The sequence below is a fragment of the Methanothermobacter marburgensis str. Marburg genome, from assembly GCF_000145295.1.
GTDB classification, from domain to species: Archaea; Methanobacteriota; Methanobacteria; order Methanobacteriales; family Methanothermobacteraceae; genus Methanothermobacter; species Methanothermobacter marburgensis.
In genome coordinates this window covers 646,076-663,081 of sequence record NC_014408.1, presented here as the reverse complement: position 1 = coordinate 663,081, position 17,006 = coordinate 646,076, and the positions used below count along the sequence as shown (strand labels likewise).

Here is a 17,006-nt window from a genome sequence, read left to right as displayed (position 1 = left end):
GGTGAGGACACAAAGCTCATATACTGTTTACTACACAGTAATGTGCACAACACATATCTGTGTAATATGAGGGTCATGAGATGGGTGGCATATGTGAAAGATTCGAAAAGGAAATAAGACGCGGGGCCATACAGCTCGCAGTGGTCTGTCTCCTTGAAAGGGAACTTTACGGATACGAAATCGTCAGAAAACTTGAAGAATCAGGATTCAGAGTCGAAGAGGGAACCATCTACCCCCTTCTGAGGAGACTCGAGGGGGAGGGAATCCTCAAAAGCAGCTGGATGACAGGTGAGGCAAGACCCAGAAAATATTACAGAATCACAGATTACGGTAAGAAGGTCAGAAAAAAATGGCTTGAATTTTTCAGGGCAGTGAATCAGGCCCTCAATGAAATTGAAACCATAATGGAGGAATATCAATGAATAAACTTGATGAATTCATAGAAAGGGCGACCCTTAGACTAGCCCCAGAGGAAAGGGAGGAGGTTGCCCGTGAACTCAAAACCCACATACTTGACAGTGCAGAGGCAATAGCCGCATCAAGAAAAACCGATGTCACCGAGGAGGTGATAGCCGAGGCCCTGGAGAGGATGGGCCCACCAGAGAAAATAGCAGAGATGTACCCATCAGAGAGGAAATGGAAACCTGGAAAGATCGTGGAGTCAGGAATCTGCGCAAGGTGCGGTACCTGCGCCGTTATATGCCCCAACAACATCATATCCTTCGACGGACGCCCGGAGCTCAGAGAGGAGTGCCTCAGAAACGGCCATGGTATGTGCTTCGAGGTATGCCCCAGGGTCTCCTCAGACGGTTATCAGATCAGCATAAGGGAGAAGTTCCAGGAAAAGGTCTACCATGGAAGGGGACCCATCAGGGGCCAGGACGGTGGCGTGGTGACCTCTTTCCTAAAGCACCTCCTTGAGAAGGGTGAAATCGACGGCGCCATAGTCGTGGGTGACGAACACTGGAAACCTGTATCACTCCTTGTGCAGACGGCAGAGGACCTTGAGGAAACAAGCGGGTCAAAGTACAGCATATCCACCCTTGAAGCACTGAGAACAGCTGGAGAACTCGGAATTGAAAGGGTGGCAGTTGTTGGGCTTCCCTGCCAGATAAACGGCCTCAGGAAACTCCAGTACTTCCCCTACCTTGCAAAGCATGACCTGGAACTTGGAAGAAAGGGCAAACCCGTGAAACTCCCCGAGATACGTTACCTCATAGGCCTCTTCTGCACCGAGAAATTCGAATATGGCGACCTCAGAAAGGTGCTGAGGGAAAATGGTATCAGAATGGAGGACGTTGAAAAATTCAACATCAGGAGGGGTAAGCTTGAGGTTGACCTTGGTGATAGGAGGGAAACCCTGAACCTCATGGACATCAGAATCTCAGAGGGCTGCAGATCCTGCAGGGACTTTGACGCTCACCTTGCAGACGTCTCTGTGGGCTCCGCTGGAAGTCCCGAAGGCTACTCAACCATCATAGTGAGAACCAGGAGGGGCGCTGAAATAGCCGGTGCAGTTGAACTCATGGAGGGTGCAGACACCGCAAAAATAGAGAAGATGAGGGACCTGAAACTCAAAAGATTCCAGAGGGAACTTGAGAGAAGGAGAAAGAATGGTGAATACATCTCCTTCTACTGGACCTCAGATTACCCTGGGGTATCCAGGAGGGCCGATGGCACCTACTTCATAAGGGTCAGGGCCCGGCCATCAGGCTGGTACAGCCCCCAAGAGGTGAAAGAACTTGTGAGGATTGCCGAAAAATACGGTGCAAGGATCAAGGTCACCAACAGGGGATCCTATGAGCTCCATGATGTGAGTGGCTTTGACGTTGAGGACGCCGCTGATGAACTCAACTCCGCAGGGCTCCTCACAGGCTCAGAGGGCCCCCTTGTAAGGGCCACACTTGCCTGTCCAGGTAGGGAGAACTGTGGAAGCGGGATCATAGACACCACAGCAATCTGCAGTGCCATAGAGGAGAGGTTCAGGGAGATGCCAGCACCCTACAAGTTCAAGATAGCGGTGAGTGGCTGTCCAAACAGGTGCATGAGGCCCCAGATCCACGATGTGGGTGTCGCGGGTGTTGAATTCCCTGAGACGGTTGAGGAAATCTGTAACGGCTGCGGCAGGTGCTTCGAGGTCTGCAAGGTGGAGGCCATAAGCGTGCGTGGCGAGACATCCTACACCAACCATGACCTCTGCGTTGGCTGCGGTAAATGCATAAGGGAGTGCCCGCACACTGCAAGGAGGGCCAGAGAAGAGGGTTACATACTTTACATAGGCGGTAAGGCTGGTAGAGAACTGGTTGAGGGTATAAAGACCCGTGTTGACACTGTTGATGAGATACTGGAATACATAGACGCTGTTATCAGTGTCTACACCAAGTATGCAAGTAAGCCGCAGAGGGAGAGGCTCGCATCAACCATGAAACGTGTCGGTGAAGAAAAGTTCATGGGCGAGGTGAGGAAGCTCATAAAGGAGAGATCACATTAACCAGTGAGAAGGAATAAAAAAGGAGGGATCCCACAAGGGATCACTCTAACTTCACAGTCTCAAGTATGGAGTCAAATGTTGCGTCATTCTTTGGTCCGCTGTACATGAATGCATAGCCGCTTGTCCTGTTGAGTTTCAGGTACACGAAGACCGTCTGAGTCGTTGAATCGGTGGCCTTCACCATTGCTGCGTTACGCCCGGCGACCTTTATTATGCTGGATGATACAACACCCTCATTGCTGGCCATCTCCTTCCTGACGGTTTCAGGATCCTTCAGGTAGTAACCTGCGCCTGCACTCACCTCTGCAACTGCAAGCTCTGAGGTACTGTTACCAAGGTAAACTATGACATCCTTGGAGATTCCCACCTCCTTCTTGAAGGCCCCCTGCGCCCCTGCAGGGTCAAGGGTCTCCCATGATGCGGGATATGTGAAGTTCAGTTTTTCCGTCAGAGAAGCTCTTATACTGGGGCTCCTCACTCACACAACCAGATACAAGGACCGTTGCGGCCACAAGAAACAGAAATAAAATTTTCTTCATATTCAACCTCCCTTAATAATTGTTGTCAGGGATATGATTTATAATTTATCCCGGAGCCCATCAACATATAAATAGGGGGCCGTTGAAAGATCAGAAACTATGGTGTGGGCCATGTGGCGGCCAGGTCAGGGTTTTTGGGAACTATATATATATACTTCCTCCCCAAAGTATAAACACCCGCATGATTAAAGATTCATGATCTGTAGAATTGATTTTAGGTTGATAACCATGAAGGTGAAGGAATGGTGTATGTTCTGTGGGGAATGTGCAGGTGTGTGCCCACGGAACCTCATAGAGGTCAGGGAGAATTCCCTGAAATTTTCAGAGGACCAGTGTAGGGAATGCAACATATGCATACAGGTGTGCCCTGTTAGGGCCCTTGAGAGGTGATTGACATGGTAACTGAAGTTGATGTCCTTGTGATTGGCGCTGGACCAGCCGGTTCAACAGCAGCAAAACACGCCGCCATGGGTGGGGCAAGTGTACTCCTCATTGACAAGAAATCAGAGATAGGGGCCCCGAAGAGGTGCGCAGAGGGGGTCTCTGTTGGGGGCCTCGAGTCCCTGGGGATAGAGCCAAACCCCCGCTGGATCACAAAGAAACTTGATGGTGTGCGTCTGGTCTCCCCCAACGGCACAGATGTATGGCTGACCTCAGATAAGGTGGAACTGCCTGAGGCGGGATACATACTTGAGAGGAAGGTCTTTGACAAGCACATGGCAATGGACGCCGCAAGGGCAGGGTCAGAGATAATGGTGAAGACCCTTGCAACCGGTATGGAGAAGACCGATGATGGGTACCTTGTCAGCGCAGAATGCATGGGAAGGGAGTTTGAGATAAAGGCCAGGATAGTTATTGCAGCCGACGGCCCCGAGTCAAGGGTTGCAAGGTGGGCAGGCCTCAACACAGCCACAAAGCCCAAGGACATGGAGTCAGCTGCCCAGTTCGAGATGGTCGGAGTGGAGATGGAGGACAATAACTGCATCGAATTCTACTTTGGAAGCGTGGCCCCAGGTGGATACGCCTGGATCTTCCCAAAGGGTGATGATATCGCCAACGTGGGCCTGGGTGTTCTATCAACAGAGACCGATAAGAGCGCCTATGAGCACCTGGTTGAATTCGTTGAGTCATGCCCGGCAACAAGAAACGCCCAGCCTGTTGAACTCAACATCGGCGGAGACCCGGTTGGTGGAATGCCAAAGGAACTTGTGGCAGACAGCCTCATGGTTGTTGGGGACGCTGCAGGTCAGGTGAACCCCCTCACAGGTGGCGGTATAATAAGCGGTATGACCGGTGGTATGCTGGCAGGAAGGGTTGCTGCTGCAGCGGTCAGTGAGGGTGATGTCAGCAAAAAGAGGCTCAGTGAGTACGAGAGGCTCTGCCGTGAGGAGATCGGAAAGGAGATAGACAGGTACCTCAAGGTCAAGGACTACATGCTTACACTCAGTGACAGTGAACTCGATTCAATCGCAGAGGCATTCCAGGATGTCGAGTTTGAGAAGGTGAGCACCACAGAACTTGTTAAGAAGCTCATAAAGGTCTCACCAAAGGCCCTCATTAAACTGGGCAAACTCTTCTAATTTTATATTTGAGTGCCAGAATAACCATCAACTGAAACCTATCTTTTTAATCTATTTCTAGAATATTAGCTATCTAATCTGATTTTTTAGAAGATTTTCCACTGAAAAAAGAAAATCTGAAGAGCATCTTAAGCCACCAGAAGCACCACTATGCATACCAGGTAGAATGCAACAAGAACCCTGTGGTAAAGCAGATCAGCCACCTCCACCATCCGCTCCCTCTCTGTGAAGTTGGATAGATAAAGCGGTACCGTGGCTATGAAGGGTGGAACTATCACAAGGAGGATCTGCAGCATACTGATGTAACCTCCAGTGTAACTCCAGGCAAGGAGGACACAGAACAGAACAGAAACCAGGGTCGTCGGGGCCTTTCTCTCCTTGTACATCAGGTATGTGCCCATACCTGCAAGGTACATTAAAACATAGACCGGGACCGGGACAACGAGAATACCCCCCAGGAGGACAGCGGCGGATGCCAGCCTCAGAACAGTGTTTGTAGCGGTACTTGCAAGTGGTGCAAGCGGCGTGTCCTTCAGTCTGAGGGGTGGGAGTGTGTAGATGAACTGGTTGAGGACCATGAGAAGGAGTATCAGGCAGAATACCGGATGAATGATATATGCGGCTGCAGTGGACACCACGAGAAGGACGCCTATAAAAAGCAGGACCTCCCTGGGTTCAACATGGTTCTCTATGAAGGGCCTTCCCCTCTTCATGCGGTCGTTCCTGTCAGTTTCAATGTCAGTGAAGTCGTTAAGTGAATAGAGAGCCCCCCAGAGGAGCGTCACGGTGAAGAGTCCTGAAATGAATCTGATGGGGTCTGCATCTGAGGCATAGGTGAGTGCCAGAAGGTACATGTGGATGTTCTTGGCACACCAGCTCATTCTCGTTGAACGTAGGAGTGTACTCAGCATGATCTCATCTTCTCCAGAACGGTTCTTGGTCTGCATCCATATAATTCTATGTAACGCCTTATCTCTTCCTCATCAGCACCTGAATGGGCCTTTATTATATTTAAGGTTTCAGTTACGGTGTAATCTATCCTCACAGCCGTGAAGGGGATCCTGAGGGAGTGGAAGAGCACTGACGAGAGGATGGGTATGTCGGTGAAGATGTCCAGCTTTTTACCCCTGAAGTAGAACCTCCAGGCCGTCTGGAAGATTATGTTCATGTTACTGAATTTCCTCGTGTTTCTAATGTACTCCAGAATGCATTTCAGGTAGAACTTCAGTGTTTCAGATCCCGCCGTGGCTGTCCACTGACTGAAACCCGTGAACTCTGAGAAATCGTGGCTGTCATGGAACCTGTCAGCAAAGACCACAGCATCAAATTCAGCAAGTTTACTGTAAAGATCCCCCCTGTTATCTGCACCGAGCTCCGCCTTCATCTCATCTAAGAGGTGCCTGAACACATAATCTGCGTCCACATCCGCTGACTCAAGGTTACATGGCACTTCATATACATCAAGCCCCACCTCCTGGATACCCCTATAGAGGTTGGCTGATTTACCTGTCCCGGGGGCGCCCACAACATGGAGTATGTTACCGCGGGACTCCCTGATAACCTCAAGGGCTTCAAGGAGCCTCCTGTAGGACTCAGTCTCAACGAAGACACTGTTATCAGATACCGAGTTCACCTTGTAGTCCATAATAATAATTAATGACAGGAAACATATAATCTGTTAGGTGATACCATGAACCTCAAGACCCGTGCATTCAATGATGGCGGAAGAATACCCTCAAGGTACACGTGTGATGGTGAAAACATATCGCCACCCCTAGAATGGGATGGCGTCCCTCCAGAGACCCGGTCCCTTGCACTCATATGTGACGACCCCGATGCACCCTCAAAGGTGTGGACCCACTGGGTGATATTCAACATACCCCCCACCTCAGGGGGCCTCGATGAAAATGTTCCAGGGATGGGGAGGCTACCTGATGGGTCAGTCCAGGGCTACAACGACTCTGGAACCATAGGCTACAGGGGCCCCTGCCCCCCATCCGGTGTGCACAGGTACTTCTTCAGGCTCTATGCCCTTGACACCATGCTGGACCTTGAACCCGGTGCAGGCAAGGAGGACGTCCTCGAGGCAATGGAGGGTCATGTACTGGCTGAGGCAAGGATAGTGGGACTCTACAGAAGAGAATAGCTCATTCAATCAGTAGAGGTCACTGCAGACTGGAAAATCTAACTAATACAGAAAAATCAACTAAATATTGTTGGGAACCCTAAGCTTGGCAGGAAGCGCCTTTATACGGGCAGGTGCACCTATTGCCAGTGACCATGGAGGCACGTTCCTTGTTACAACCGCCCCTGCTGCCACCATTGCACCCTCACCCACCTCGATCCTGGAGAGGAAGGTGGAGTTTGCGCCTATGGATGCCCCCTGCCTTATAATGGGACCCCTCAGTTTGTACTTGACCCTTATGGGGTAGCGGTCGTTGGTGAAGCAGGCACAGGGTCCTATGAAGACATTGTCCTCTATGTAACTGTTCTTGGGCAGATACACATTTGACTGGATGCTGACATTGCTCCCTATCTTTGAGTGGCCCTCAATGACCGTGTTTGTACCTATGAGTACATCATCACCTATGGTCGTCTTCTCCCTTATGAGAACGTTGTGGCCGGTTCTAAGGTTATCACCTATGGTAACATCATTGTATATCACGGTGTTTGAGCGCAGAAGGGGGTTTTTACCTATAACAGGGGGTTTACTGAACTTCTTGTAGCCATACCCCACTATTATATTCTCACTTTCCCTTTTATAACCCCATTCTTCTTCCTGATCACCGAAAAGAAGGCTTTTAATGTTTGGCATTTGCCTATGCATCCCCCAACACGGTTTTATTAAAGTTCAGGTACTGCCTGGAAATGAAATCCAAATCCACTCTTTATATTAAATATTGACCGTATCTATAATATACTTTACTTCATGCAGATCATCCATCATTTAATCAGACCATAAAAAAGGTACTTCAATTCAGGTGAATAATTCCAGGAAGGATTCTATGGATGCAGATGAACTTGCGGTTCTCATAAGGGAAGTGAGATCCGAGATAGGCCATGAGAATACAGAGGTGCGGATAGCCGAGGCCATATTCAATGGGGAAAGGGACGAGCTCCTCATAGTCGCACCTGACCGTTCAGATAAGTCCATCATAATAGGGAAGGGTGGATGGGTTGTGGGCAGGCTACGGGAGAGACTTGGTATCATGAGGATCCACGTTGAATCCGAGATTGACCTCATCATGAGGAGGGAACGGGTTAAATTTGCACTTGAGCGACTGGCTGAACTCAGGGGATCCTTCAGGGTGCTCTCCCTGCTTGAGGAACCCCTGAGGAAACGCCTTGAATACCCGGCGGGACTTGACTTTCTCACAGAAAGTGACAGTGCACCCCAGCACCCTATCAAAGAGCTCGACACTGCTGTGGCACTATCAGGGGGTACTGACAGTTCATTTTCACTCATAGCGGCCGTTAATCTTGGTTTAAACCCCGTGGCATTCACTGCTGACCCCGGCACCATCGTACTCCCTGGGCACGTCAGGAGGGTGGTGGATGAACTCACAGCATCCCTAGGGGTGAGGCACGAGTACCTCAGCATGGACTTCAGTGAATTTCAGAGGGATGCACTCGAGGGGAGGTTCCATCCCTGCGGCAGGTGCTCATCCATGATTGAGGAAGTCATCATGGAGAAAATAAAGAATGAGGGAATTGATACTGTGATATTCGGCGATCTCCTCTCAACAGGATACGGTTCCCTCCAGATGCGCGATGATATCCTCCGGGTCAATCTGCCGGCACTCTTTGCAGCCTCAAAGCAGGAGCTGAAGTCTGCTGTATCCACCTATGGTCTCAGGGCCACTTCAGGGTTCGGCTGTCCCCTTCTGGGGGAGGTCCATCGTAGATATCCACATATGAGGCGCTATTCAATCCAGAGGGTCCTCAGAGAGACCCGTGCCGGTGCTCTTGAACCCGGAGAGGCCCTGGAACTCGTATGGAGTATTTGCGGATCCCGGAGAACTAACTGAATATCTTGAGAAGACCGTAGGCTATGAGGAACACACCAACCAGATACCCGACAAGCTGAGGGTATATTATCATCAGTATACCGATGAGTACCGCCAGAAGTCCAACAACCCTTGTTTCAGTTTCAGATTTCATGTAATAATTATATGTCAAAAATGATATATAAAATTTCTGCTCAGTGAGAAAAAATAACCCTTAAAAACCCCTCTAAGACTTCAATATATAAAATTTCTGGCCACTGGAAAAAAATAACCCTTAGGTTGTCCTCTCAGACTCCACAAAGGCCCTGATATCATCAATGGCCGCCCTGACCATCTCAGGTGCCGGTCCACCTGGAACCATCCTCATCCTGACATTCTCAAGTGGATCAAGGGCCCTCCTCACAAGTTCCTGGTCAAGTTCAAGTCTCTTCCCGGTGACCTCGAGGCTCACCTCATCAAGGTACTCTGAATCTATGTCAGAGGGCCCGAGTCCATCGGCAATGGCCCTTGTGACCAGCCTTCCAACTATTCTGTGGGCCACCCTGAAGGGTATGCCGCGCTCCCTGACAAGGATATCTGCAAGGTCTGTTGCGGTTGCAAAGTTGGCCCCTGCAAGTTCAAGTGCCCTGTCCCGGTTAACCCTGATGCCCAGGAGCATCCCCCTCACGACACGGATCATTGACAGTGCAGTGTCGGTGGCCCTCCAGAGGTGGGGTGTGATCTCCTGGAGGTCCCTGTTGTAGGTGTAGGGGAGGGCCTTCATGATTCCAAGTACAGAGAAGAGTGCCCCCTGAACCGTGGAGGTCTTTGCCCTGGCTATCTCGGCAACGTCAGGGTTCTTCTTCTGGGGCATTATCGATGATGTTGATGAGAATTCATCAGGGATCTCTATCATGCCAAACTCGTAGGTGCTCCAGAGTATCATCTCCTCTGAGATCCTGCTGAGGTTCACCGCCAGCACTGAGAGGTCAAATATTGCCTCTGCTATGAAGTCCCTTGCACTCACCGCGTCCATGGAGTTCCTCATGTAATCAGAGAAACCCAGAAGTTCCGTTGTGAGTTCCCTGTTTATCGGGAATGTTGTGGTTGTCATGGCCGCGGAACCCAGCGGGTTGATGTCAATCCTCTTCAGGGTGTCCTGGAGCCTCTCATAGTCCCTTTTCAGGGAGTGGGCATAGGCCATGAGGTGGTGGGCAAGGGTTGTTGGCTGGGCATGCTGGAGGTGGGTGTAGCCAACCATGACAGTCCCTGTGTGCTCAAGTGCCATTTCAGCTATCCTATCAATAAAATCAAGGAGTTCGTGGCTGATTAATTTTATCTTCTCCCTCAGGGCCAGGCGAAGGTCAGTTGCAACCTGGTCGTTCCTGGATTTACCTGTGTGCATGAACCCGGCTTCCTCACCTATCCTGGCTGTCACGTAGTTCTCAACAGCCATGTGGATATCCTCCACCGACGGGTCCATGTCAAGGGCCTCGACACCCTCCTCCCTGAGGGTTTCAAGGGCTTCTATGATCTTATCTGCCACTTCCTCCGGTATTATACCCTCATGGGCCAGCATCGTTGTGTGTGCAATGTTACAGTCAACATCCGCCTCGAATATGTGGTGGTCGAATGTGAGGGATGAGGTAAACTCCGCTGCCTCATCCTCCATACCCCTCTTTAATCTGCCAGCCCTCAGGTTCAAGTTTCCACCTATTCCCTGTTTTTCCATTCGGTGTATCCGCACTTACCGCAGGCGTATCTGTCCCCATGGTCAGCCATGAAGACACCGTTTGAGCATCTCACACAGAAGGGGTTCTTCCTTACGAGTTTATCCCCCTTTACCTCGTAGAGTTCGAACTTCTTCATCTATTCTTCCTCCTCTTCCTCTTGTGCCTCTGTGTTCTTCTTTATGACGTGTTCAGGTTCTATCTCGGTGAGTTTATCCATTGAATCATATATCTTGGCGTATCCTGAGGCCCTTGGCTCGCCGAATCCCTGGTCGATCTTGTCGACCACAAGGAGGTCCTTATCGGCGTCGAGCATTGCTACGAGTTTGTTCTTAACATCAAGGACCTTTGGTGTTGATTCACCCTCATATAAGCATTCGAACCTTATCTCCTTTCTGTTTAAGAGTGGGTTTTCCTTTTCCTCGATTATTCTGATCTCCATTCTATGCCTCCTCAAAGTTTTTTATGAGTTCTTCAGCTCTTTTCCGTGTTTCGATGGCCCTCACCAGCACAACACCCTCATTTGGCTGTCCATAAAGGATGACGGTGTCTGCCGGGGCCATTAAGATTGATGGTAAAACAGCCAGGTCCTCCTCTCCATCAACGACTATCATGAAGCGTTCACCGGCTCTGGCCCCATCTATGGCCTTTTTGATGGAGTTCCAGAGGTCCTCTGTTATGGTGCCTGGCGGGTTTGTGGATCTGATAATGGTTGCTGTGTCATTGAATTCATGGTCAGAATCCATTCTCTGGATCCTGTTATCTATTATGCTGACGTCCGGCTTGAGGCCATGCTCCAGTGCATTGCGTGTTGTAACATCACCAACCGTTATGAGAAACGAATCCCCCACATCAATGTCTCTGAAGGATTCGTGGAGCTCCCCAAGGGGTTTCTTGAGCTCTGCCCTGAGTTTTTCCGGTAGAATGTACACTATCTGACCCTCAGTGCGTATTCACCAGGAAGTTTTATATCCAGTTCCCTGGCTATGTCTGATTTCTCTGGATCTATGATTATGAGCAGTCCGCTCCAGTTGGTGGATGCTGGAACATTGCAGACCGGGCAGCGTTCGTCGCTGGTGATTCTCTTACACCTTGTGCATGCCTTCTCAGTCATTTTTTACTCTTCCTCTTCTCTTCTTCAATCCATTCGAATTTACCAAGACCGGGCTGCCTCATGGTGAGCCCAACCTTCACGCCCTCTCTTCGGCCCTTGAGGCTCAGGGCGACTATCCTTGCCCTTACAAGGTCGCCCTCATCCAGGCGTTTACCTGTCTCCTTACCTGTGAGGGAGCCCTTCTTGGCATCATAGGTTATGTAATCGTCCGTTACCTGTGAAACGTGCACAAGACCGTCCACCGGTCCAATGCGCACGAATGCTCCGAACTCTGCAATCTCTATTACCTCGCCCTCAACGATCTCATGGAGTTCTGGTTTGAAGAAGAGGGCTGTGAATGTCACCTCATGGTAGGCAGCGCCGTCACCCATTATGACCTTTCCGATTCCTATGTCCTCTATTTCCTTTACAGTTATCATCTGGCCGAGGTTCCTGTCCATCCTTCCAACGTAGGTTTCGTTGAGAACCTCTATGGCAACCTCCTCCAGTGGCTCCTCAAAGCGGTCTGGAGGTATTCTGACTGTATCAACAATTTTTGTTATATAATACAATGGGATCCCCCATTAAAAGATTACTCCATACATTTCTCTCTGTAGAGTTCTATGGAGTGGTTTACGGCTTCAAGTGCCTTTTCGGCGCCCTCCCATCCGATTATCTCTGTCTCCTTACCTTCAAGGTTCTTGTAAACCTGGAAGAAGTGTGCTATCTCCTTCAGGATGTGTTGGGGTATGTCTGATATATCATTAACATCACTGTAGTGGGGGTCCTCCACGGGCACCGCCAGAATCTTGTCGTCCTGGTCCCCACCATCTATCATCCTGAGAAGGCCTATGGGCCTTGACTCTATGATGCATCCAGGGAACGTTGGTTCATCCATGAGTACCATGATGTCCATGGGGTCGCCGTCATCGTAGAGAGTCCGGGGTATTATACCGTACTCTGCAGGGTAGAATACCGGTGAGTAGAGCACCCTGTCAAGTGCGAATGCCTCGAGGTCCTTGTGGTATTCATACTTGTTCCTTGAACCCCTGGGTATTTCAACAACTGCATATACTACCTCTGGTACTGATGGTCCAGGTTCAATATCCTTCCACAGATTCATAAAAAACCTCCTATTATATATGCCCATCAACTGCAAGATATTTTTTCTGCCTCAGGTAGACGACGGGTATGCCCTGTGACCTCGCCCTTTCCCTGAGCTCCCGGTCAGCGGTGCAGAGCACGTCTGAGATCCTGAGAAGCGCATCGTCAACAGATTCGCCCTCAAGGAGTTTCTCATCAACCACCCTGAATGGTGGCCTTCGTGCAAGGGCAAGGCCAATGGAGGCGGCTATCCTTGCATCACCACCTGAATGCCTCCTTATACCCTCAAGTTCCCCTATCACAAAGGATGGGACAAGGAGCTCATGGGTCGGGAAGAGTCTCCGGAGCTCAGATACTATGTCGACCCTGAACTGGTGGGGTATCATAAAAAATTGGTGTCTATAACCACCCTATTTGATGATACCATATCCTATCAGCCTCCATCTTGCTCCAACCCTTCTTGATAGGGCTATCCTCTGACCCTCCTCTGCGCAGGCGGGTAGTTTCAGGACGACATCAGCGTCATCAGCCCTCGCTGATTTAACAACACCCACGGTGGTTGTGGTACCCACGTTTATCATCAGGGGCTCCCCTGTCTTTATGGGCTCCACCTTGGTCTCCTCCTTGGTACCCACGACCCTCTCAAGGAGGTGGGTCTCCATTGTGAAGGAGTGCCTCACAGGTGGCAGGGTGCCGGGTTCACCGGCCACTGAACCTGAAAGTGAGTCTGCCTTGGTCAGTGAGGGGTCAAGGAGGGTTCCGACACCCACAAGACCCCCGGGACCAACCTCGTCCATCTCCTCTCCCCCTGCCACAAGGCCTGTGATGGTGGAGTGGAGGCTCATCCAGGACTGTTTACCGTCCTTTTTAACCTGTATGCCGGGTTTTATCTCTATCTCATCCCCGACCCTGAATTTGCCCTGGACAAGTGAGCCACCTATAACCCCACCTGCAAGGTGTTCAGGGTCAACCCCTGGCTTGTTTATATCAAAGGACCTGGCCACGCACATCCTGGCAGGCTTATCAACATCCCTTTCGGGTGTTTTGATTTTCTCCTCAATTGTCTCAATGAGAATGTCAATGTTGGCGCCCTGCTGTGCAGATACAGGTATTATAGGTGCATCCTCGGCACATGTACCCTTCACGAATTCCTTGATCTCCCTGTAACTCTCAAGGGCCCTTTCCCTGGAGACTATGTCTATCTTGTTCTGGACAACGATAACATCCTTAACCCCTATCACATCCAGGGCCATGAGGTGCTCCTTTGTCTGGGGCTGGGGGCATGGCTCATTGGCGGCTATTACCAGTATGGCGCCGTCCATGAGGGCGGCTCCAGAGAGCATGGTTGCCATGAGTGTTTCATGTCCCGGTGCATCCACAAAGGATACCTTTCTCAGAAGCTCTGTCTCTGTGCCGCACCTCTCACAGATCTCTGCAGTTGTGTAGCACATGGGGGCTTCACACTGGGGGCACTTCCTGAAGGTTATGTCAGCGTAGCCCAGACGGATTGATATGCCCCTCTTGGTTTCCTCACTGTGGGTGTCTGTCCAGACACCTGAAAGGGCCTTTGTAAGGGTTGTTTTACCATGGTCCACGTGCCCCACAAGACCAATGTTTATTTCAGATTGATTTTTCACGGATTACACCTATAAAATCTTTTATTATTCCTCATCGGCGCCAAGGAGCTCTTCAAGTGGCTTCTCACCCTTTTCGATGACCACGGTGTTTATCTGTACTATGTCCTCTGATACCGTGTTTCCCCTGAATGTTTTCCTTCTCCTTTCACCCTTACGTGCAGGTTTGTATCCCACGCCACCTGATACAAGGCTTCTAACTCTCCTTGCACCTGGTACTGTCTTCTTCATAGGGAAACCGTTCTTATCGCTTCCACCTGTGATTTTCAGTTTGTATCCTTTGAGGCCTATTAGTGAACCATCGAATTCGTCCCCTATTGTGAGGCCAATGAGGGCCTTTGATTCTGATGGTTCTACCTCCATCTGGACACTCTTCTCCTTGTCTGAAATCACAACCTTAAATGCCAATATATCTCCTCCTTTCTTCAATTAAAATGGTGCCTTCATTCCCCAGTCAGGATTCTTCTTCCGCTTGATCTCAGCTATCCTCTCCAGAAGATCAAGTTCTTCCTCTGTGAGATCCCCTGAAAGTTCATCCACAAGTATCCTGTAGTGGTTCTCGGGTATGTCAACGTAGAGCGTGTCGCCCTCATTGATTGTCTTCCCGTAAACGGCGTCCTTGATTGCCATTGCAACCTTCTGGCCGCGTGATGCTGATTTGAGGTTTTTACCCTTATCCTGCATGCTTTCAACGGTACCCACCGTTTCTCCTTCCTCGTTCATGAGGGGGTAATCCTGCTTTATGACACCTGCAAGGACCTCAACACCCCCAATTGCCGGTTTGCTCTGCCTGAAGACAAGTTTCGGGATGAGCCTTATGCTTGCAGGTTTTATAATCGCATCCATCCACTTTTTCTTCTTCTCTTCCTCAATGGCCCTGACCCATTCCTCATATTCTTCCATGAGCCTGTAGATGACGTTTCCCTGGAAGAGTTTGATGTCTGAGTTCTTGAGTTCCTGGGCCGCTGATGGGATCACCTTCACGTTGAAGGCTATTATGGCCCCGTAGACCCTGTCCTCCTGGAGGGATATTCCTGCATTCACAACGTCCCTCCTTGAAACGTCCCCAATGTCAGCCACCTTGATGGGGACATCCATGTCCCTCAGTATCTTCACCACTGCTTCAAGGGACCCCAGGGTATCGGCCTTTACAACCACACCCGCCTCGTCGGTGTCTATCTTGATGTCCTCTATTTCACTGAGTATCTCTTCTCTGACCTTCTCTGGATCCGTCACCACACGGAGGGGTGAGCCCGCCATTACATCGTCGATGTCAGGTGCCACGATCTTTATACCCGCAGCAGCCACCACCTCGTCCACCTTCTGGAACCTCTTCCTGGACTCCCTCATCTCCTCGAGGGGTCTGGGTTTGAGAAGTGACCTTATCCTGGTGGATATGACATCCGTTGATGTCATCATTGCGATGGTGTCGTTCTTACGGAGTATGCCGTCATAGATAACAGCGTCAATGGTCATCCCGAGACCTGTCTCCTCCTTAACCTCAAGGATGGTCCCCCTGGCAGGGGAATCCTCCTCAATCTTCAGCTGTTCCCTGAGGTACTGCTGCGCAAGTCCCATGAGCATGGTGAGGAGTTCAGGTATTCCCTCTCCGGTAACCGCACTTATGGGTATTATGCTGACCTGTGAGGCGAAGTTGGTTACCCTGTCGAACCTCTCTGATTCGAAGCCCTCCTCGTGGAGTTTCCCCACAAGTTCATAGACCTTTGTGTCCAGTTTCTGCTGGACCTGAATGTCCTGTTTGCTGAAGGTCTCCATGAAGGGTCGGCCCTCATGGGCCCTCCAGCCGTGGATCTTGTCTATCTTGTTTGCAGCCACCACGAATGGTGTCCTGTACATCTTCAGGATATTGAGGGCCTCCTGTGTCTGGGGCTTGAATCCCTCATTCATATCAACGATGAGTATTGCAAGGTCTGCAAGGGCCCCTCCACGTTTACGGAGGGTTGTGAACGCTTCATGGCCAGGGGTATCTATGAAGAAGAGTCCTGGCAGCGTCTCCCTGATTGAGAATTTTTTAAGGAAATCTCCGCATATGTTTTCAATGACATCCATGGGTATCTCTGTGGCCCCTATGTGCTGGGTTATACCGCCCGCCTCCCTTGCGGCAACTGCACTGCCCCTTATATGGTCAAGGAGGGTGGTTTTCCCGTGATCCACATGTCCGAGTACTGAAACTATGGGTGATCTGATCTTCATTGAAATCTCCGCGTTCATTCCTCGTATACCATTTCCCTGTCAGGCATCTCGTAGCTGCAAATTTCTGATTCCTTAAAGAAAAGTTTAATCTCCCTCTCAGCTGATTCTGGAGAATCTGAGGCATGGATTATGTTTCTACCTGTTTCAAGGGCGAAGTCTCCCCTGATTGTTCCAAGTTCTGCCTCTGCAGGGTTTGTTGCGCCCACCATCTTCCTTATGATGGAGATGCAGTCCTTACCCTCTATGACCATTGCAAGGACTGGTGCTGATGTTATGTAGTCCACAAGGTCCCCAAAGAATGGTTTTTCCCTGTGTTCCTGGTAGTGTTCCATTGCAAGGTCTTCCGGGATCTGGAGCATCTTGGCAGCGACTATCTTGAGTCCCTTATCCTCGAAGCGGGAGATTATCCTTCCTGCGAGGCGCCTCTTTACTGCGTCAGGTTTTAGCATTACAAAGCTTTTTTCCATCATTTTTTAACCCATTTAACTTTTCTTGGAACCCTTCCCAGCTTGATCATGTTTTTCTCGCATTTGCTGCTGCAGAAGAAATAGATTGTGCCGTCCTTCTTAACGTACATCTTTCCTGTACCTGGCTCTATTTCTTCATGGCAGAATGAACAGACTCTCATTTACAAA

General features: G+C 50.1%; 24 protein-coding genes. 6 read left to right on the top strand and 18 right to left on the bottom strand.

The window, feature by feature from the left end; genetic code table 11:
- Window positions 1–80: 80 nt before the first annotated feature.
- Entirely contained in the window at window positions 81–422 is a 342-nt protein-coding gene (locus MTBMA_RS03590) for a PadR family transcriptional regulator (protein ID WP_013295549.1), read from the top strand.
- On the top strand, window positions 419–2,491 hold the full coding sequence (locus MTBMA_RS03585) for a Coenzyme F420 hydrogenase/dehydrogenase, beta subunit C-terminal domain (RefSeq protein WP_013295548.1): 2,073 nt from the start codon (window positions 419–421) through the stop codon (window positions 2,489–2,491). The genes MTBMA_RS03590 and MTBMA_RS03585 overlap by 4 nt, the downstream gene beginning before the upstream one ends.
- A 40-nt stretch (window positions 2,492–2,531) precedes the next feature.
- Here the strand turns inward: MTBMA_RS03585 and MTBMA_RS03580 are convergent, their stop codons facing one another.
- Window positions 2,532–2,969 carry a hypothetical protein gene (locus MTBMA_RS03580; RefSeq protein ID WP_013295547.1) on the bottom strand — a complete coding sequence of 146 codons (438 nt, stop codon included), beginning with the start codon at window positions 2,967–2,969 and terminating at the stop codon, window positions 2,532–2,534.
- A gap of 289 nt (window positions 2,970–3,258) precedes the next feature.
- Here MTBMA_RS03580 and MTBMA_RS03575 point away from each other — a divergent pair, with 289 nt between their 5' ends.
- Entirely contained in the window at window positions 3,259–3,420 is a 162-nt protein-coding gene (locus MTBMA_RS03575) for a 4Fe-4S binding protein (RefSeq protein ID WP_013295546.1), read from the top strand.
- Between the two features lie 5 nt (window positions 3,421–3,425).
- Window positions 3,426–4,610, top strand: a complete 1,185-nt coding sequence (locus tag MTBMA_RS03570; protein ID WP_013295545.1) for an NAD(P)/FAD-dependent oxidoreductase — start codon at window positions 3,426–3,428, stop codon at window positions 4,608–4,610.
- Between the two features lie 128 nt (window positions 4,611–4,738).
- On the opposite strand, the gene MTBMA_RS03565 is transcribed toward MTBMA_RS03570, so the two are convergent.
- Window positions 4,739–5,521: a UbiA family prenyltransferase gene (locus tag MTBMA_RS03565; protein ID WP_013295544.1), complete on the bottom strand. Its 783-nt coding sequence runs from the start codon at window positions 5,519–5,521 to the stop codon at window positions 4,739–4,741.
- Window positions 5,515–6,255, bottom strand: a complete 741-nt coding sequence (locus MTBMA_RS03560) for an ATP-binding protein (RefSeq protein ID WP_083772484.1) — start codon at window positions 6,253–6,255, stop codon at window positions 5,515–5,517. Before MTBMA_RS03560 ends, MTBMA_RS03565 begins: the two co-directional genes overlap by 7 nt.
- Window positions 6,256–6,300: 45 nt before the next feature.
- Between MTBMA_RS03560 and MTBMA_RS03555 the strand changes: the two genes are divergently transcribed.
- Window positions 6,301–6,756 (top strand): YbhB/YbcL family Raf kinase inhibitor-like protein, encoded by a 456-nt coding sequence (locus MTBMA_RS03555; protein WP_013295542.1) that lies wholly within the window; start codon window positions 6,301–6,303, stop codon window positions 6,754–6,756.
- 60 nt (window positions 6,757–6,816) lie between these two features.
- Here MTBMA_RS03555 and MTBMA_RS03550 read toward each other — a convergent pair whose 3' ends face one another.
- Window positions 6,817–7,425 carry an acyltransferase gene (locus MTBMA_RS03550; protein WP_048175191.1) on the bottom strand — a complete coding sequence of 203 codons (609 nt, stop codon included), beginning with the start codon at window positions 7,423–7,425 and terminating at the stop codon, window positions 6,817–6,819.
- Between the two features lie 190 nt (window positions 7,426–7,615).
- Here MTBMA_RS03550 and MTBMA_RS03545 point away from each other — a divergent pair, with 190 nt between their 5' ends.
- Complete coding sequence (locus MTBMA_RS03545) at window positions 7,616–8,638, top strand: ATPase (protein WP_013295540.1); 1,023 nt, start codon at window positions 7,616–7,618, stop codon at window positions 8,636–8,638.
- Here the strand turns inward: MTBMA_RS03545 and MTBMA_RS08975 are convergent.
- The 14 genes from MTBMA_RS08975 to MTBMA_RS03480 all read right to left on the bottom strand — a co-directional run bounded on the left by MTBMA_RS08975 (window position 8,631) and on the right by MTBMA_RS03480 (window position 16,999).
- Window positions 8,631–8,771 (bottom strand): DUF3096 domain-containing protein, encoded by a 141-nt coding sequence (locus tag MTBMA_RS08975; RefSeq protein ID WP_171770393.1) that lies wholly within the window; start codon window positions 8,769–8,771, stop codon window positions 8,631–8,633. The two genes, MTBMA_RS03545 and MTBMA_RS08975, sit on opposite strands and share 8 nt — an antisense overlap.
- 120 nt (window positions 8,772–8,891) lie before the next feature.
- Complete coding sequence (gene argH, locus MTBMA_RS03540) at window positions 8,892–10,301, bottom strand: argininosuccinate lyase (protein ID WP_013295538.1); 1,410 nt, start codon at window positions 10,299–10,301, stop codon at window positions 8,892–8,894.
- Between the two features lie 8 nt (window positions 10,302–10,309).
- The gene (locus tag MTBMA_RS03535) at window positions 10,310–10,465 is read right to left on the bottom strand and encodes a 30S ribosomal protein S27ae (RefSeq protein ID WP_013295537.1); all 156 of its coding nucleotides are present in this window, start codon (window positions 10,463–10,465) and stop codon (window positions 10,310–10,312) included.
- Complete coding sequence (locus MTBMA_RS03530; RefSeq protein ID WP_013295536.1) at window positions 10,466–10,768, bottom strand: 30S ribosomal protein S24e; 303 nt, start codon at window positions 10,766–10,768, stop codon at window positions 10,466–10,468.
- A gap of 1 nt (window position 10,769) precedes the next feature.
- Complete coding sequence (locus MTBMA_RS03525; protein WP_013295535.1) at window positions 10,770–11,258, bottom strand: GTP-dependent dephospho-CoA kinase family protein; 489 nt, start codon at window positions 11,256–11,258, stop codon at window positions 10,770–10,772.
- Entirely contained in the window at window positions 11,258–11,440 is a 183-nt protein-coding gene (spt4, locus tag MTBMA_RS03520) for a transcription elongation factor subunit Spt4 (protein ID WP_013295534.1), read from the bottom strand. The genes MTBMA_RS03525 and spt4 overlap by 1 nt, the downstream gene beginning before the upstream one ends.
- On the bottom strand, window positions 11,437–11,982 hold the full coding sequence (rpoE, locus tag MTBMA_RS03515) for a DNA-directed RNA polymerase (RefSeq protein ID WP_171770409.1): 546 nt from the start codon (window positions 11,980–11,982) through the stop codon (window positions 11,437–11,439). The genes spt4 and rpoE overlap by 4 nt, the downstream gene beginning before the upstream one ends.
- 29 nt (window positions 11,983–12,011) lie before the next feature.
- Entirely contained in the window at window positions 12,012–12,542 is a 531-nt protein-coding gene (locus MTBMA_RS03510; RefSeq protein WP_013295532.1) for an inorganic diphosphatase, read from the bottom strand.
- A gap of 13 nt (window positions 12,543–12,555) precedes the next feature.
- The gene (locus MTBMA_RS03505) at window positions 12,556–12,909 is read right to left on the bottom strand and encodes a type II toxin-antitoxin system VapC family toxin (RefSeq protein ID WP_013295531.1); all 354 of its coding nucleotides are present in this window, start codon (window positions 12,907–12,909) and stop codon (window positions 12,556–12,558) included.
- A gap of 24 nt (window positions 12,910–12,933) precedes the next feature.
- On the bottom strand, window positions 12,934–14,160 hold the full coding sequence (gene eif2g / locus MTBMA_RS03500; RefSeq protein ID WP_013295530.1) for a translation initiation factor IF-2 subunit gamma: 1,227 nt from the start codon (window positions 14,158–14,160) through the stop codon (window positions 12,934–12,936).
- A 24-nt stretch (window positions 14,161–14,184) separates the two neighbouring features.
- The gene (locus MTBMA_RS03495) at window positions 14,185–14,565 is read right to left on the bottom strand and encodes a 30S ribosomal protein S6e (RefSeq protein WP_013295529.1); all 381 of its coding nucleotides are present in this window, start codon (window positions 14,563–14,565) and stop codon (window positions 14,185–14,187) included.
- Window positions 14,566–14,586: 21 nt separating this feature from the next.
- The gene (gene infB, locus MTBMA_RS03490) at window positions 14,587–16,371 is read right to left on the bottom strand and encodes a translation initiation factor IF-2 (protein WP_013295528.1); all 1,785 of its coding nucleotides are present in this window, start codon (window positions 16,369–16,371) and stop codon (window positions 14,587–14,589) included.
- A gap of 14 nt (window positions 16,372–16,385) precedes the next feature.
- On the bottom strand, window positions 16,386–16,841 hold the full coding sequence (gene ndk, locus MTBMA_RS03485; protein WP_013295527.1) for a nucleoside-diphosphate kinase: 456 nt from the start codon (window positions 16,839–16,841) through the stop codon (window positions 16,386–16,388).
- Entirely contained in the window at window positions 16,838–16,999 is a 162-nt protein-coding gene (locus MTBMA_RS03480) for a 50S ribosomal protein L24e (RefSeq protein ID WP_013295526.1), read from the bottom strand. Before MTBMA_RS03480 ends, ndk begins: the two co-directional genes overlap by 4 nt.
- Window positions 17,000–17,006 lie beyond the last annotated feature (7 nt).